Source organism: Pseudomonas putida, from assembly GCF_004357765.1.
GTDB lineage: Bacteria > Pseudomonadota > Gammaproteobacteria > Pseudomonadales > Pseudomonadaceae > Aquipseudomonas > Aquipseudomonas putida_U.
On sequence record NZ_SMTE01000011.1, the window covers coordinates 105513 to 120206 of the forward strand.

General features: G+C 63.9%; 15 protein-coding genes. 13 read left to right on the forward strand and 2 right to left on the reverse strand.

Going from position 1 to position 14694, the window contains the following annotated elements; translation table 11 throughout:
* Positions 1-23: 23 nt before the first annotated feature.
* Together E2H86_RS17930 and E2H86_RS17935 are read right to left on the reverse strand one after the other, a co-directional pair.
* A complete protein-coding gene (locus E2H86_RS17930) occupies positions 24-1340 on the reverse strand; it encodes a bifunctional DedA family/phosphatase PAP2 family protein (RefSeq protein ID WP_133330180.1) in 1317 nt (438 codons plus the stop codon).
* A 3-nt stretch (positions 1341-1343) separates the two neighbouring features.
* A complete protein-coding gene (locus tag E2H86_RS17935) occupies positions 1344-2036 on the reverse strand; it encodes a DNA-3-methyladenine glycosylase (RefSeq protein ID WP_133330182.1) in 693 nt (230 codons plus the stop codon).
* Positions 2037-2280: 244 nt separating this feature from the next.
* Between E2H86_RS17935 and E2H86_RS17940 the strand changes: the two genes are divergently transcribed.
* The 13 genes from E2H86_RS17940 to E2H86_RS18000 all read left to right on the forward strand — a co-directional run bounded on the left by E2H86_RS17940 (position 2281) and on the right by E2H86_RS18000 (position 14645).
* Complete coding sequence (locus tag E2H86_RS17940) at positions 2281-3552, forward strand: glutamate-5-semialdehyde dehydrogenase (protein WP_133330184.1); 1272 nt, start codon at positions 2281-2283, stop codon at positions 3550-3552.
* A 1-nt stretch (position 3553) separates the two neighbouring features.
* The gene (gene nadD, locus E2H86_RS17945) at positions 3554-4213 is read left to right on the forward strand and encodes a nicotinate-nucleotide adenylyltransferase (RefSeq protein WP_133330186.1); all 660 of its coding nucleotides are present in this window, start codon (positions 3554-3556) and stop codon (positions 4211-4213) included.
* 43 nt (positions 4214-4256) lie between these two features.
* A complete protein-coding gene (gene rsfS / locus E2H86_RS17950; RefSeq protein WP_133330188.1) occupies positions 4257-4676 on the forward strand; it encodes a ribosome silencing factor in 420 nt (139 codons plus the stop codon).
* Positions 4677-4685: 9 nt separating this feature from the next.
* Complete coding sequence (gene rlmH, locus E2H86_RS17955; RefSeq protein WP_133330190.1) at positions 4686-5153, forward strand: 23S rRNA (pseudouridine(1915)-N(3))-methyltransferase RlmH; 468 nt, start codon at positions 4686-4688, stop codon at positions 5151-5153.
* A 16-nt stretch (positions 5154-5169) separates the two neighbouring features.
* A complete protein-coding gene (mrdA, locus tag E2H86_RS17960) occupies positions 5170-7059 on the forward strand; it encodes a penicillin-binding protein 2 (protein WP_133330192.1) in 1890 nt (629 codons plus the stop codon).
* A gap of 38 nt (positions 7060-7097) precedes the next feature.
* Complete coding sequence (rodA, locus tag E2H86_RS17965; protein ID WP_165976092.1) at positions 7098-8201, forward strand: rod shape-determining protein RodA; 1104 nt, start codon at positions 7098-7100, stop codon at positions 8199-8201.
* 17 nt (positions 8202-8218) lie between these two features.
* Positions 8219-9229, forward strand: a complete 1011-nt coding sequence (mltB, locus tag E2H86_RS17970; RefSeq protein ID WP_133330196.1) for a lytic murein transglycosylase B — start codon at positions 8219-8221, stop codon at positions 9227-9229.
* Positions 9229-10230: a septal ring lytic transglycosylase RlpA family protein gene (locus E2H86_RS17975; protein WP_133330198.1), complete on the forward strand. Its 1002-nt coding sequence runs from the start codon at positions 9229-9231 to the stop codon at positions 10228-10230. The genes mltB and E2H86_RS17975 overlap by 1 nt, the downstream gene beginning before the upstream one ends.
* Positions 10231-10444: 214 nt before the next feature.
* Positions 10445-11605 carry a D-alanyl-D-alanine carboxypeptidase family protein gene (locus tag E2H86_RS17980; RefSeq protein WP_133330200.1) on the forward strand — a complete coding sequence of 387 codons (1161 nt, stop codon included), beginning with the start codon at positions 10445-10447 and terminating at the stop codon, positions 11603-11605.
* Positions 11606-11678: 73 nt separating this feature from the next.
* On the forward strand, positions 11679-11954 hold the full coding sequence (locus tag E2H86_RS17985) for a DUF493 domain-containing protein (protein WP_133330202.1): 276 nt from the start codon (positions 11679-11681) through the stop codon (positions 11952-11954).
* Positions 11954-12601 (forward strand): lipoyl(octanoyl) transferase LipB, encoded by a 648-nt coding sequence (gene lipB / locus E2H86_RS17990; RefSeq protein ID WP_133330204.1) that lies wholly within the window; start codon positions 11954-11956, stop codon positions 12599-12601. The genes E2H86_RS17985 and lipB overlap by 1 nt, the downstream gene beginning before the upstream one ends.
* Positions 12602-12603: 2 nt before the next feature.
* Entirely contained in the window at positions 12604-13620 is a 1017-nt protein-coding gene (lipA, locus tag E2H86_RS17995) for a lipoyl synthase (RefSeq protein WP_133330206.1), read from the forward strand.
* An 86-nt stretch (positions 13621-13706) separates the two neighbouring features.
* Positions 13707-14645, forward strand: a complete 939-nt coding sequence (locus E2H86_RS18000) for a S66 peptidase family protein (protein ID WP_133330208.1) — start codon at positions 13707-13709, stop codon at positions 14643-14645.
* Positions 14646-14694 lie beyond the last annotated feature (49 nt).

Consider the following 14694-nt stretch of genomic DNA (forward strand, 5'->3'; position numbering starts at 1 on the left):
GATCGTGGCCGGCTCGGCCACGATCAATATTGATAGCGCAGCAACGCCTGCGGCAGGGCATGCATGGCAAAGAACGCCAGCAACGCCACGCACGCTGGCACCACCAGCCACCACACCCGCTGGGGCAGAGCGTTCAGCGGGGCGCGATGCTGCACCAAGGTCAGGCTCAGTGCGCAGACGCAGCAGGCGAGCAACGCCCCGGCCAGGATATCGGTCGGCCAGTGGGCTCCCAGGTACACCCGCGACAGGGCAATCGACAGCGCGGGAACACAGCCGAGCATGATCCACGTCAGTCGCATGCGCGGCGGTTGGCCACGTCCGGCCAGTACCGCCATCACCAGAAAGAACGCGAACGATGCCGAACTGTGCCCGCTGGGCATGCTGTAGCTGGTCAGCGGGTCGGCGAGGACTTCCGGGCGGGCGCGGGCGAACAGCCATTTCAGCGTGCCGTTGGCGATGGCGGTGCCCATCAGCGCGCTACCGGCGAACACCGCGTGGCGCCATTGTCGGGTCAGCAGCAGCAAGCCGGTCAGCAAGCCACCGAGGAAGAACTGGGTGCGGAAGTCACCCAGGCGGGTCACCAGCACCACGGTGCCATCGATGGCCTGGCTACGATGTTCCTGCACCAGGGTCATGATGCCCTGGTCGAGGTCATGCAGCAGCGGCCAGCCGAGGAAAACCCCGGCCAGGGCAAGAAAGCTCAGGGCGGCGATCAGTCGGGTGCCATGGCGGCGGTCACGGATGCTGGCGTTCAGGCTCAGCCCGGTCACCACCGCCAAGGTGCCGGCGACCACGGCGGCCTCCGGCCAAAAGCCTTCGGGCAATGGCAGGCGCATCGCCGCGCCGGTGGCCCAGCCCGGCAGCAGGTACACCACCGACCAGCCCGCGCCGGCCAGCAGGCTCACGGCGATGAAGCGTGGGAGCGGCATGTCGAACATGCCGGCGACCATTGGCAGCATCGGTCGCAATGGGCCGATGAAGCGGCCTACCAGCAGGCTGGCGATGCCGTAGCGCTGGAAGTAGGTCTCGGCGCTGCCGATCCATTCAGGGTGGTGGCGCAACAAGGGTAGGCGGCGAATGTTTTGGTGGAAATGCTTGCCGATTGTGTAGGAAAGCGCGTCACCCAACAGACCGCCGAGGAAGCCCAGCAACAGGGTTTCACTCAGGCCCAGGGCGCCGCTGCCGGCCAGCACGGCAACCGTGAACAGCAAGACAGTGCCGGGCACGATGATGCCGGCGATGGCCAGGCATTCCACGCAGGCCACCAGGAAAATCGCCAGGCCCAGCCACTCGGGGTTGGCGCCGAGCCAGTTGGTCAGGCTGTCGAGCCATTGGCCCATGGTTCAGCTTCCTTGTTCGAGAATGAAGAAGTCGCGCCCTTCGACTTGCCCCCGGCGCAGCGGGTTCCGCGTGCAGAAGCGGGCGAAGGCGGCATCGACGAAGCGGTATGGCAGGTGTTCGTCGCGGCCATGGGGGATGCCCAGGCGCGTGGTTTGGATCACCCGTGGCACGTCGATGGCGCAGTCCTCGACGTACAGGCGATCGGGGTCGAAGCGCTGGGCGTCCCACTGTGGCACTTTCAGGCCCAGGGCGCGGCACAGCAGAGTCTGGCCGGCGCACAGGCGTTCTGCAGGACGAATTTCACCGCTGGCGTCGGGGTTGTTCAGCTGCATCTGCGCCAGGCTGTTGGCGTCGGAGATGGCATCGACCCAGGGATAGGCGGACTTGATCAACACCGCATTGCCTGGGCCGTGGGCGCTGAAGTTCAGCGAGTCGCCGCCACGGGCGTAGTACATGTAGATATGCCCGCCATCGAGGAACAGCGCTTTGCGTTTCTCGGTGTAGCCCAGCGAGGCATGGCTGCCCTTATCGGTGAGGTAGTAGGCCTCGGTCTCGATGATGCGCGCGGCCAGCCACAGGTCGCCGTGACGGTGGCGGATGACCTTGCCGAGCAGGGCCTGGGCCAGGGTCTGGGCGTCACGGTCGAAGAAGCTGTCGGGCAGGGCGCGGGCAGGGCAGGGGCTTGGGGCTGGCATGCTGGCGTTTCGTGGCGATGAGGTCGGGGATGATAGCAATGATTGGCTTAATCGAGGCTGAACGGTGGGGGTGGGGGAATGGTTTCTGTATGTTTCGGTTCGCTGGGGGCGGCGCTCGATCTTCAACGCGCTGCAAACCCCAAGGCGATCCCATCATTTTCAACCATCCGCCTCCCGCCGCTGGGCGTATACCTGCGCGACAGTTATAATCAGCCGATTTCCCCTTTGCCAAGACACCGCACCCATGACTGAGTCCGTTCTTGACTACATGACCCGCCTGGGTCACGCCGCCCGCCAGGCCTCCCGGGTGATCGCGCGTGCCAGCACCGCGCAGAAGAACCGTGCCCTGCAGGCCGCCGCCGACGCGCTGGATGCTGCGCGCGCCGAGCTGACGGCTGCCAACGAACTGGACCTGGCCGCCGGCCGCGCCAACGGTCTGGAGCCTGCACTGCTCGACCGCCTGGCACTGACCCCGGCGCGCATCGACGGCATGATCACCGGCCTGCGCCAGGTAGCCACTCTGCCGGATCCGGTCGGTGCCATCCGCGACATGAGCTACCGCCCGTCGGGCATTCAGGTCGGCAAGATGCGCGTACCGCTGGGGGTGATCGGCATCATCTACGAGTCGCGTCCCAACGTGACCATCGATGCGGCGAGCCTATGCCTGAAGTCCGGCAATGCCACCATCCTGCGCGGCGGCTCCGAAGCCATCCACTCCAATCGCGCCATCGCCACCTGCATCCAGCGTGGCCTGGCCGAAGCCGGCCTGCCGGCGGCGGTGGTGCAGGTGGTCGAGACCACTGACCGCGAAGCCGTGGGCGCACTGATCAGCATGCCCGAGTTCGTCGACGTCATCGTGCCGCGCGGCGGCCGCGGCCTGATCGAGCGCATCAGCCGCGATGCCCGGGTGCCGGTGATCAAGCACCTCGATGGCATCTGCCACGTCTACGTCGCCGCTCACGCCGAGCTGGACAAGGCCCTGGCCGTGGCCTTCAACGCCAAGACCTACCGCTATGGCATCTGCGGCGCCATGGAAACCCTGCTGGTCGATCAGCGCGTGGCCGCCGACTTCCTGCCGGAAATGGCCCGCCGCTTCCAGGAGAAGGGCGTCGAGCTGCGCGGCTGCGAACGCACCCGGGCAATCATCGAGGCCAAGCCGGCCACCGAAGACGACTGGCACACCGAGTACCTCGACGCGATCCTGTCGATCCGTGTCGTTGACGGCCTGGAGCAGGCCATCGAGCACATCAATCACTATGGATCGCACCATACCGACTCGATCATCACCGAGCATCAGGGTCAGGCTCGCCAGTTCATGACCGAGGTCGATTCGGCGTCGGTGATGCTCAACACCCCGACCTGCTTCGCCGATGGCTTCGAGTACGGCCTGGGTGCCGAGATCGGCATTTCCACCGATAAGCTGCACGCCCGCGGCCCGGTTGGCCTGGAAGGCCTGACCTGCGAGAAGTACGTGGTGATCGGCGACGGCCAGTTGCGCGGTCAGGGGACCTGTTGAGTTGAGCAAAGCCCCGGCAGCCCGGCGTATCGGCATTCTTGGCGGCACCTTCGATCCCGTGCACATCGGCCACCTGCGCAGCGCGCTGGAGGTGGCCGAGTTCATGCGACTGGACGAGTTGCGCCTGCTGCCCAATGCCCGCCCGCCGCACCGCGACACGCCCCAGGTGGCCGCGCATGACCGGTTGGCCATGGTGCGTAGCGCGGTGCAGGGCGTCGAGCGCCTGAGCGTGGATGCCCGCGAACTGGCCCGCGACAAGCCGTCGTACACCATCGATACGCTGGAGTCGGTGCGTGCCGAACTGCACGCCGACGATCAGTTGTTTCTGGTGCTGGGCTGGGACGCATTCTGCGGCCTGCCGAGCTGGCACCGCTGGGACGAACTGCTGCAACACTGTCACATCCTGGTGCTGCAACGCCCGGATGCCGACGTAGAACCCCCAGACGAGCTGCGCAACCTGCTGGCTGCGCGCTCGGTGAGCGACCCCACCGCCATGTCCGGCCCGGCGGGGCATATTTCGTTCGTCTGGCAGACCCCGCTCGCGGTGTCCGCCACGCAGATCCGACAGCTGCTGGCCAGCGGCAGATCGGTGAGGTTCCTGGTGCCGGACGCCGTACTGGCCTATATCGAGGCGCACGAACTGTATCGTGTGCCTAACTGACGGTGCCCCACGGCGCCTCATCCAACGAGTTGAAGAGTTTTTTATGAGCAAGCAGAAAATCAATGGCGAACAGCTGGTCGAGCTGACCAAGGCCGCGCTGGAAGATGTCAAGGCCCAGGACATCCAGGTCATCGACGTACGTGACAAGCACAGCCTGACCGACTACATGATCATTGCCACCGGTACCTCCAACCGCCAGATCAACGCGATGCTGGAAAAAGTCCGCGAGGCGGTGAAGAAGCAGGGTGCACAGCCCCTGGGCGAAGAAGGCAAGGGCGACAGCGACTGGGTGCTGCTGGACCTCAATGATGTCATCGTGCACATGATGACCGCCGCCGCTCGCCAGTTCTACGACCTGGAGCGCCTGTGGTTGGGTGCCGAGCAGAGCCGTGCCGCCGATGGCAAGCACCACAGCCCGGAGAACAGCCACGACTACTCCGACAAGCTCAAGGACCGGGAATAAGGACACGCCGTGCGTCTGCGCCTGATCGCGGTCGGCTCGCGCATGCCCAAGTGGGTCGAGGACGGTTGGCATGAGTATGCCAAGCGCCTGCCCCAGGAGCTGTCGCTGGAGCTGCTGGAAATTCCGCTGAACACCCGAGGCAAGAATGCCGACGTCGCCCGTCTGATTCGTCAGGAGGGCGAGGCCATGCTGAGCAAGGTCCAGCCAGGGGAGCGAATCGTCACCCTCGAAGTCCATGGCAAGCCCTGGAGTACCGAGCAACTGGCGAGCGAACTGGATCGCTGGCGCCTGGATGCGCGCACGGTCAACTTGATGGTGGGCGGCCCGGAAGGGCTGGCGCCGGAAGTCTGCGCACGCGCCGAGCAACGCTGGTCGCTGTCGCCGCTGACCCTGCCGCACCCGTTGGTAAGGATACTCATCGGCGAGCAGATCTACCGCGCCTGGACCGTATTGTCCGGGCACCCTTACCACAAATGAGCCTGTAAGCCGTCCGATGTCGCAGCCGATCCGTCTCAAGGACCACGGAAAAGACGCCCGCCTGGTGCGCAACCGCGTCGTGGTCGGCGCGGTGGTGGTCGTGCTGCTCATCTGTGTGCTCGTCGCCCGCCTGTATTACCTGCAGATCATCCAGTACGACTATCACTCGACGTTGTCGGAAAACAACCGAGTGCACGTGCAGCCGATTCCACCGACTCGCGGCCTGATCTTTGACCGCAACGGTGTGATCATCGCCGACAACAGGCCCAGCTTCAGTCTGTCGATGACCCGCGAACGTGCGGGTAACTGGCAGCAAGTGCTGGATACCATCGTCGAAGTGCTGGAGCTCACCGCCGATGACCGCGCCCTCTTCGAGAAACGCATGAAGCAGGGGCGCCGGCCGTTCGAGCCGGTGCCGATCCTGTTCGAACTCAACGAAGAACAGATCGCACGGGTGGCGGTCAATCAATTCCGTCTGCCCGGCGTCGAGGTAGTGGCGCAGTTGGTCCGGCATTACCCCCAAGGTGCGCATTTCGCCCATTCGGTGGGCTATGTCGGACGGATCAACGAGCGAGAGCTGAAGACCCTCGACCCGGTGAACTACAGCGGCACTCACCACATCGGCAAGACCGGCATCGAACGCTTCTATGAAGCCGAACTGCACGGCCAGGTCGGTTACGAGGAAGTCGAAACCAACGCCCGTGGCCGGGTCTTGCGGGTGCTCAAACGCACCGATCCGAAACCGGGCAAGGACATCGTGCTGAGCCTGGATATCAAGTTGCAGGAGGCCGCCGAGGCTGCCCTGGGCGGGCGGCGTGGCGCGGTGGTGGCGCTCGATCCGCGCACTGGCGAGGTGCTGGCGATGGTCAGCCAGCCAAGCTTCGATCCCAATCTGTTCGTCACCGGCATCAGCTTCAAGGCCTATGCCGAATTGCGCGACTCGATCGACCGGCCGCTGTTCAACCGGGTGCTGCGTGGCCTCTATCCGCCAGGCTCGACCATCAAGCCGGCGGTGGCCATCGCCGGCCTGGACAGCGGCGTGGTCAATGCCAGTAGCCGGGTGTTCGACCCTGGCTACTACCAGTTGCCCAACTATGACCACAAGTACCGCAACTGGAACCGTACCGGCGACGGCTGGGTCGACCTGGACACCGCGATCATGCGCTCCAACGACACCTACTTCTACGATCTTGCGCACAAGATGGGCATCGACAGGTTGTCGACCTACATGAACAAGTTCGGCATCGGCCAGAAGGTCTCCCTCGACATGTTCGAGGAGTCCGCAGGGCTCATGCCGTCGCGTGAGTGGAAGCGCGCCACCCGTCGCCAGGCCTGGTTCCCGGGCGAGACCTTGATTCTCGGCATCGGCCAGGGCTACATGCAGGCCACGCCTTTGCAACTGGCCCAGGCCACCGCACTGATCGCCAACAAAGGTGTGTGGAACCGACCGCATCTGGCCAAGACCATCGAAGGACAGCCGCCTGTGGACGAGAACCCGATGGACAACATCGTCCTGCGCGACAAGTCCGATTGGGCCAAGGTGACCCACGGCATGGAGCAGGTGATGCACAACGCTCGAGGCACCGCGCGCAAGGCCGCCGCAGGAGCCCAGTACCGCATCGCTGGCAAGAGCGGCACCGCCCAGGTGGTAGCGATCAAGCAGGGCGAGAAGTACGACCGCAACAAACTCCAGGAGCGCCACCGCGACCACGCCCTGTTCGTGGCCTTTGCCCCGGCCGACGATCCGAGGATCGTGGTCTCGGTGATGGTCGAGAACGGTGAGTCCGGTTCTGGTGTCGCCGCCCCCGTGGTGCGTCAGGTCATGGATGCCTGGCTGCTCGATGAAAGTGGCCATCTCAAGCCCGAGTTCGCGCCTGCCACCGTCGCCGAGGAAACGGCCCCGTGAAGAACAATTTCGATCGCATGCTCTCCAGCGAGGACGTGATGCGTCGACGCGCCAGCTTCCTGCAGCGTATCCACGTCGACGGCCCCTTGCTGATCATCCTTCTCACTCTCGCGGCCGGCAGCCTGTTCGTGCTGTATTCGGCCAGCGGCAAGAATTGGGACCTGCTGCTCAAGCAGGCCAGCTCGTTCGGCATCGGCCTGGTATCGATGTTCATCATCGCCCAGCTCGAACCGCGTTTCATGGCCCGCTGGGTGCCGCTGGCCTACCTGGCGGGCGTGTGCCTGCTGGTGGTGGTGGACGTGATGGGCCACAACGCCATGGGCGCCACGCGGTGGATCAACATTCCCGGGGTGATTCGCTTCCAGCCCTCGGAATTCATGAAGATCATCATGCCGGCGACCATCGCCTGGTATCTGTCCAAGCGCACCCTGCCACCGCATCTCAAGCACGTGGCGATCAGCCTGGTGCTGATCGGCGTGCCGTTCATCCTCATCGTGCGTCAGCCCGACCTGGGTACCGCGCTGCTGATTCTCGCTTCCGGTGCCTTCGTACTGTTCATGGGCGGCCTGCGCTGGCGCTGGATTCTCAGCGTGCTGGCGGCGGCGGTGCCGGTGGCGGTGGCCATGTGGTTCTTCGTCATGCACGACTACCAGAAGCAGCGGGTACTGACCTTCCTCGACCCGGAAAGCGATCCGCTGGGGACGGGCTGGAACATCATCCAGTCCAAGGCCGCGATCGGCTCCGGCGGGGTGTTCGGCAAGGGCTGGTTGCTGGGCACCCAGTCGCACCTGGACTTTCTGCCTGAGAGCCATACCGACTTCATCATCGCCGTGCTCGGGGAAGAGTTCGGTCTGGTCGGCATCTGCCTGCTACTGATCGTCTACCTGCTGCTGATCGGCCGTGGTCTGGTGATCACCGCCCAGGCCCAGACCCTGTTCGGCAAGCTGCTGGCAGGCAGCTTGACCATGACCTTCTTCGTGTACGTGTTCGTCAATATCGGTATGGTCAGTGGCCTGTTGCCCGTAGTGGGGGTGCCGCTGCCCTTCATCAGCTATGGCGGAACTTCGTTGGTGACGCTGCTGTCAGCGTTTGGCGTTTTGATGTCGATCCACACGCACCGCAAATGGATCGCGCAGGTTTGAATAAGGTGAAGAATTTCATGCAAGCAGTGCGTAACTGGGCTGTCCGTTGTGTACCGTGGATCGGTGCGGTAAGCCTGTTCGGCGCTGTCCAGCAGGCCCAGGCCGGCGATTACGACGGCTCGCCGCAGATAGCCGAATTCGTCGGCGAGATGACCCGCGACTATGGCTTTGCCGGCGAGCAGTTGATGGGCGTGTTCCGCGAGGTGCAGCGCAAACAGTCGATTCTCGACGCCATCTCGCGTCCGGCCGAGCGGGTCAAGCCGTGGAAGGAATACCGGCCAATGTTCATCACCGACGCGCGCATCGCCCGTGGTGTGGATTTCTGGCGTCAGCACGAAGCTGCCCTGGCGCGTGCCGAACAGGAGTACGGTGTGCCGGCACAGGTGATCGTCGCGATCATCGGTGTGGAGACGTTCTTCGGCCGCAACACTGGCAGTTACCGGGTGATCGATGCACTGTCGACCCTGGGCTTCGATTATCCGCCGCGGGCGGAGTTCTTCCGCAAGGAGCTGCGCGAATTCCTCCTGCTGGCCCGCGAGGAGCAACTCGACCCGCTGACCCTCAAGGGTTCCTATGCCGGTGCCATGGGCCTGCCACAGTTCATGCCGAGCAGTTTCCGCAACTACGCGGTGGACTTCGACGGCGACGGCCACATCAATATCTGGACCGACCCCGACGATGCCATCGGCAGTGTCGCGAGCTATTTCAAGCGTCACGGTTGGGTCGCCGGCGAACCGGTGGTAAGCCGTGCCCAGGTTCAGGGCGAGCGCGTCGACGAAGGCCTGACCACCGGTATCGAGCCGGTCAAGACGGTTGGGGAGTTGCGAGCGCTGGGCTGGTCGAGTCATGATGCGCTGCGCGATGATCTGCCGGTCACCGCCTTCCGTCTGGAGGGTGACAATGGCCCTGAGTACTGGATGGGCCTGAAGAACTTCTACGCGATCACTCGCTACAACCGCAGCGTGATGTACGCCATGGCGGTGCATCAGCTTTCGGAACAGCTGGTCCAAGCACGGGGCGTCAAGTAATGCGCGCAATCATCTCTGGTAACTCCTTCAAGCTGCTGACCTGCCTCGCCGTCGGCGTGCTGTTGGCCAGTTGCTCTTCCCACCGCCCGACCCCGACCCAGAGCGGTAATGTCGTCCGCGCCCAACCGGGCCTCGACATCAACCGAGCCCACAAGGACGGCGCGCCTTGGTGGGACGTGGACGTGAACAAGATTCCCGATGCCACGCCCACCGTGCACACCGGCCCCTACAAAGCCAACCCGTATACGGTACTGGGCAAGACCTACTACCCCATGCAGGACTCGCGCAACTACCGCGCCGAAGGCACCGCCTCCTGGTATGGCACCAAGTTCCACGGGCAGAACACCGCCAACGGCGAACTGTACGACCTGTACGGCATGAGCGCGGCGCACAAGACCTTGCCGTTGCCGGCTTACGTCAAGGTGACCAACCTGGCCAACGGCCGCAGCGTCATCCTGCGGGTGAACGACCGTGGTCCGTTCTATTCCGACCGCATCATCGACCTGTCCTATGCCGCGGCGAAGAAGCTCGGTTACGCCGAGATCGGCACGGCCCATGTCCGCGTCGAGGGCATCGATCCGCAGCAGTGGTGGGCCCAGCGTGGCCAGAAGCCGCCGCTGGTGCTGAAGGAGCCGCAGGTGGCCCAGGCCCAGCCGGTGCCAGCCAGCACCGGTCGGGTCGAGCAGTGGACACCTCCGGCGCAACAGCATGCGGCACCGGTGGTGCCGGTGCAGGTGGGTGGCGGCAGCGTGCCGGTAAACAATGGCGGCAGCTTCCTTCAGGTGGGTGCCTTCGCCAACCCGGACGCCGCCGAGTTGTTGCGGGCGAAACTGAGCACCATGGTCAGCGCGCCGGTGTTCATCAGTTCCATCGTGCGTAACCAGCAGACCCTGCATCGCGTGCGGCTTGGGCCGATCAACAGCCAGGGTGAGGTCCAGCAAGCGCAGGACAGCATTCGCATGGCGAACCTTGGGCAGGCCAAGCTGGTCACAGCAGACTGACAGCTGTCGCGGCTTGAGGCCTGTGCCTCAAGCTGTCGGTTTTGTCATGAATTGCAACGCCCGCCCATGTACAATGGCCGCTTTTGCCCGCCGCGACATCGCGCCGCATTTTCCGGGCAAAGCGGCAGCACAGCCGCAACCATTAGACTGACTGGCGCTGGGCGCATGATGTAGCCCAGGGAACATCAGACCATTAGCGATTCTCGAGAGACGGATGAATATCACCAACCTTGCCAAACGCCTTTGCCTGCCCGTACTGCTGATGATCATGCCTGCTGCCTTCGCAGCGGAGCAGATGATGCCGGCGCCACCGCAACTGGCCGCCAAGTCCTACGTGCTCATGGACGCCTCCAGCGGCAACGTGCTGGTCGAGAACAACGGTGACGAACGCCTGCCACCGGCCAGCTTGACCAAACTGATGACCGCCTACATCGCCACCCTGGACATCCGCCGTGGCCAGATCGGCGAGAACGACCCGGTCACCGTCAGCGAAAACGCCTGGCGTACCGGCGGTTCGCGCATGTTCATCAAGGTGGGTAGCCAGGTGAGCGTCAGCGACCTGCTGCACGGCATCATCATCCAGTCCGGCAACGACGCCTCGGTCGCCCTGGCCGAGCACATCGCCGGCAGCGAAGACGCCTTCGCCGACATGATGAACAAGACCGCCGCTGATCTGGGCATGAGCAACAGCCACTTCATGAACCCGACCGGCCTGCCGAACCCGGAGCACTACTCGTCGGCCCACGACATGGCTTTGCTGGCCCGTGCGATCATCGACATCGACCCGGCCCACTACGCCATCTATTCGCAGAAAGAGTTCTTCTGGAACAACATCAAGCAGCCCAACCGCAACCTGCTGCTGTGGCGTGACAAGACCGTCGACGGTCTGAAAACCGGCCACACCGAGGAGGCCGGTTACTGCATGGTGGCTTCGGCCGTACGCGATGGCCAGCGCCTGATCGCCGTCGTCTTCGGCACCAACAGCGAGCAGGCTCGTGCCGCCGAGACCCAGAAGCTGCTGACCTATGGTTTCCGCTTCTTCGAAACCCAGACCTTCTACCAGAAGGGCACCGAGCTGACCCAGGCCCCGGTCTGGAAGGGCGCCACCAGCCAGGTGAAGGCGGGCCTCGCCAACGACCTGACGCTGACTATGCCTAAAGGCCAATTGAAACGCCTGGTCGCTTCGATGACCCTGAACCCGCAGCTCACCGCTCCGATCGCCAAAGGTGACGTGATCGGTAAAGTGGAAGTCAAACTGGACGAGAAAGTGGTTCACAGCGCCGACCTGATTGCCCTCGACGGCGTCGAGGAAGGTGGTTTCTTCCGTCGTATGTGGGATAGCATCCGTCTATTCTTCTACGGGTTGTTCAACTGATACGTGACCTGCATGCCCCCGCGTATCGCGCGGGGGCATTGTTGTTGCCACGGCTTACGAGGCCGTTTCCGCCATGAGCGAACCTGACGTCAAGTCGCACAAAATCGAATTCCCCTGCGCCGATTATCCGATCAAGGTCATCGGCGACACCGTTGTCGGCTTCAAGGACACGGTGATCGACATTCTTTGCCAGCATGCCAAGGTCGACCTGTCCACCCTGGCCGAGCGTCAGAGCAAGGAAGGCAAGTACACCACGGTGCAGCTGCACATCGTTGCCGAAAGCGAGAACCAGCTGCACGACATCAACAGCGCCTTGCGCGCGACCGGCATCGTGAAAATGGTGCTCTGATGCCCTTGTGTCTCGGTATTCGCGAGCTTGGCCTGCAGCCCTATGAACCGGTGCTCGAGGCCATGCGTCGCTTTACCGAGCAACGCAGCCCGGACAGCCAGGATGAAATCTGGCTGGTCGAGCATCCAGCGGTATTCACCCAGGGCCAGGCCGGGAAAGCCGAGCACCTGCTGGTGCCAGGCGACATTCCGGTGGTGCAGACCGACCGCGGTGGCCAGGTGACCTACCATGGCCCCGGGCAACTGGTAGCCTATCTGTTGCTGGATGTCCGCCGCTTGGGCTTTGGTGTGCGCGAACTGGTCAGCCGGATCGAACAGACCCTGATCGACCTGCTCGCCAGCTACGGCGTCACTGCCGTGGCCAAGCCCGACGCCCCAGGCGTCTACGTCGACGGAGCGAAGATCGCCTCCCTCGGCCTACGGATTCGCAATGGCCGCTCCTTCCATGGCCTTGCCTTGAACGTGGACATGGACCTTGCGCCATTCCGCCGAATCAACCCCTGTGGGTATGCGGGGCTGGCCATGACCCAGCTGCGCGACCTGGCAGGTCCGATCGAACTCGACGAGGTCAGGACAAGGCTGCGCGGACAGCTGGTCAAGCACCTCGACTATGCTGAGCAGACGACCCTGACGGGCGGAATCGACTGATTATGACAACTGTGCAAGAAGCCGTGCCGAACCAGATCCCTACCCAGGATGCCCCCCCGCGCCCAGCACCGAAGAAGGTGGAAGCCGGGGTCAAGCTGCGTGGTGCCGAGAAGGTGGCACGCATCCCGGTGAAGATCATTCCCACCGAAGAACTGCCGAAAAAGCCCGACTGGATCCGCGTGCGCATCCCGGTATCGCCAGAGGTCGACCGCATCAAGCAACTGCTGCGCAAGCACAAGCTGCACAGCGTTTGCGAAGAAGCCTCCTGCCCGAACCTGGGCGAGTGCTTCTCCGGCGGCACCGCGACCTTCATGATCATGGGTGATATCTGCACCCGCCGCTGCCCGTTCTGCGACGTCGGCCACGGCCGGCCGAAGCCGCTGGATGTGGACGAGCCGAAAAACCTCGCCATCGCCATCGCTGACCTGCGTCTGAAGTACGTAGTGATCACCTCGGTGGACCGTGACGACCTGCGTGACGGCGGTGCCCAGCACTTTGCCGACTGCATTCGCGAGATCCGCGCACTGTCGCCAGGCGTACAGCTCGAGACCCTGGTCCCGGACTACCGTGGCCGGATGGACGTGGCCCTGGAGATTACCGCCAACGAGCCACCGGATGTGTTCAACCACAACCTGGAAACCGTGCCACGCCTGTACAAGGCCGCGCGGCCGGGGTCGGACTATGACTGGTCGCTGGACCTGCTGCAGCGCTTCAAGCAGTTGGTGCCGCACGTGCCGACCAAGTCGGGCCTGATGCTCGGCCTCGGCGAGACCGACGATGAAGTGATCGAAGTGATGCACCGCATGCGCGAGCATGACATCGACATGCTGACCCTCGGCCAGTACCTGCAGCCCTCGCGCAGCCACCTGCCAGTGCAGCGTTTCGTGCATCCGGACACCTTCGCCTGGTTCGCCGAGGAAGGCTACAAGATGGGCTTCAAGAACGTCGCCTCCGGTCCGTTGGTGCGTTCGTCGTACCATGCCGACCAGCAGGCGCACGAGGCCAAGATCAAGCTCTGAGCCTGGCCTGGGCCATACATGCCGATGCACGCCGTGAGGTGGCATCGGCATTTTTGTTTGAGAACGATGGTTGCAAGGAGTCGCAGATGAACTGCGCCGAATCCACTGAATCCTGCTTGCCCAAGGCGTTGTCGGCGGCAGCCTGTTTTGCCGTGGTGGCACCCGCCGGCCCGGCACGGCTGGACGTGCAGAAGGCTCAGCAATGGTTTGCCGAGCGTGGTTATCGGAGCCGGCTGTACCCGAGCGTCAGTGCCAGCGAAGGCTACCTGGCCGGCAGCGATGGGCAGCGCCTGCAAGACCTGCACGATGCCTTCGCCGACCCGGCCATCGATGCCATCCTGTGCATGCGCGGTGGCTACGGCAGCATGCGCCTGCTCGATCGCCTCGACCTCGACCTGGTTCGCCGCCATCCAAAGCCGTTCATCGGCTACAGCGATGTCACCGCGCTGCATAACGTGTTCAACCAGCATGCCGGACTGGTGACCTTTCATGGCGCCATGCTCAATGCCGACCTGCTGGGAGCCAAGCTGCAACCGACCGAGTCGTCATTGATCGCTCAGTTGGGCGGACATGTACGGCGGGGCGACGCCATTGCGCATCCCGCCGAGTTTCCCTTGAACTGCGTGGTGCCGGGTACGGCAACGGGGCGCCTGCTTGGCGGCAACCTGTCGATGCTGGGCGCCACGCTGGGCACGACCGGCGAGTTGCAATGCGAAGGGGCGATCCTGTTCATCGAGGACGTCAACGAGCCACTGTACCGTGTCGATCGGCTGCTGACCCAGTTGCGCCTGGCGGGCAAACTGGAGGGCCTGAAGGGTGTACTGGTAGGCGACTTTGCCGGGATCACGGTGGCGGCCTTGACGCCGCTATTGCTGGAGATATTCGGCCCGTTGGGCGTGCCGGTGCTGGCGGGGTGGCGCAGTGGGCATTGCGACCCGAACGTGTGCCTGCCGCTGGGGGCTCGGGTGCTGTTGGACAGTGAGAAGCAACAGCTGGTGTTGCAGCAGGATTTGTTCGCAGTTTGAGATTGCCGGGGCTGCAAAGCAGCCCATCGCCGGCAAGCCAGCGCCTGCA

Excerpts from the sequence above, each read along its gene's own strand:
- E2H86_RS17930 (WP_133330180.1), bottom strand. The coding sequence starts at position 1,340 with ATGGGCCAATGGCTCGACAGCCTGACCAACTGGCTCGGCGCCAACCCC.
- E2H86_RS17935 (WP_133330182.1), bottom strand. The coding sequence starts at position 2,036 with ATGCCAGCCCCAAGCCCCTGCCCTGCCCGCGCCCTGCCCGACAGCTTC.
- E2H86_RS17940 (WP_133330184.1), top strand. The coding sequence starts at position 2,281 with ATGACTGAGTCCGTTCTTGACTACATGACCCGCCTGGGTCACGCCGCC.
- rsfS (WP_133330188.1), top strand. The coding sequence starts at position 4,257 with ATGAGCAAGCAGAAAATCAATGGCGAACAGCTGGTCGAGCTGACCAAG.
- mrdA (WP_133330192.1), top strand. The coding sequence starts at position 5,170 with ATGTCGCAGCCGATCCGTCTCAAGGACCACGGAAAAGACGCCCGCCTG.
- rodA (WP_165976092.1), top strand. The coding sequence starts at position 7,098 with ATGCGTCGACGCGCCAGCTTCCTGCAGCGTATCCACGTCGACGGCCCC.
- mltB (WP_133330196.1), top strand. The coding sequence starts at position 8,219 with ATGCAAGCAGTGCGTAACTGGGCTGTCCGTTGTGTACCGTGGATCGGT.
- E2H86_RS17975 (WP_133330198.1), top strand. The coding sequence starts at position 9,229 with ATGCGCGCAATCATCTCTGGTAACTCCTTCAAGCTGCTGACCTGCCTC.
- E2H86_RS17980 (WP_133330200.1), top strand. The coding sequence starts at position 10,445 with ATGAATATCACCAACCTTGCCAAACGCCTTTGCCTGCCCGTACTGCTG.
- E2H86_RS17985 (WP_133330202.1), top strand. The coding sequence starts at position 11,679 with ATGAGCGAACCTGACGTCAAGTCGCACAAAATCGAATTCCCCTGCGCC.
- lipB (WP_133330204.1), top strand. The coding sequence starts at position 11,954 with ATGCCCTTGTGTCTCGGTATTCGCGAGCTTGGCCTGCAGCCCTATGAA.
- lipA (WP_133330206.1), top strand. The coding sequence starts at position 12,604 with ATGACAACTGTGCAAGAAGCCGTGCCGAACCAGATCCCTACCCAGGAT.
- E2H86_RS18000 (WP_133330208.1), top strand. The coding sequence starts at position 13,707 with ATGAACTGCGCCGAATCCACTGAATCCTGCTTGCCCAAGGCGTTGTCG.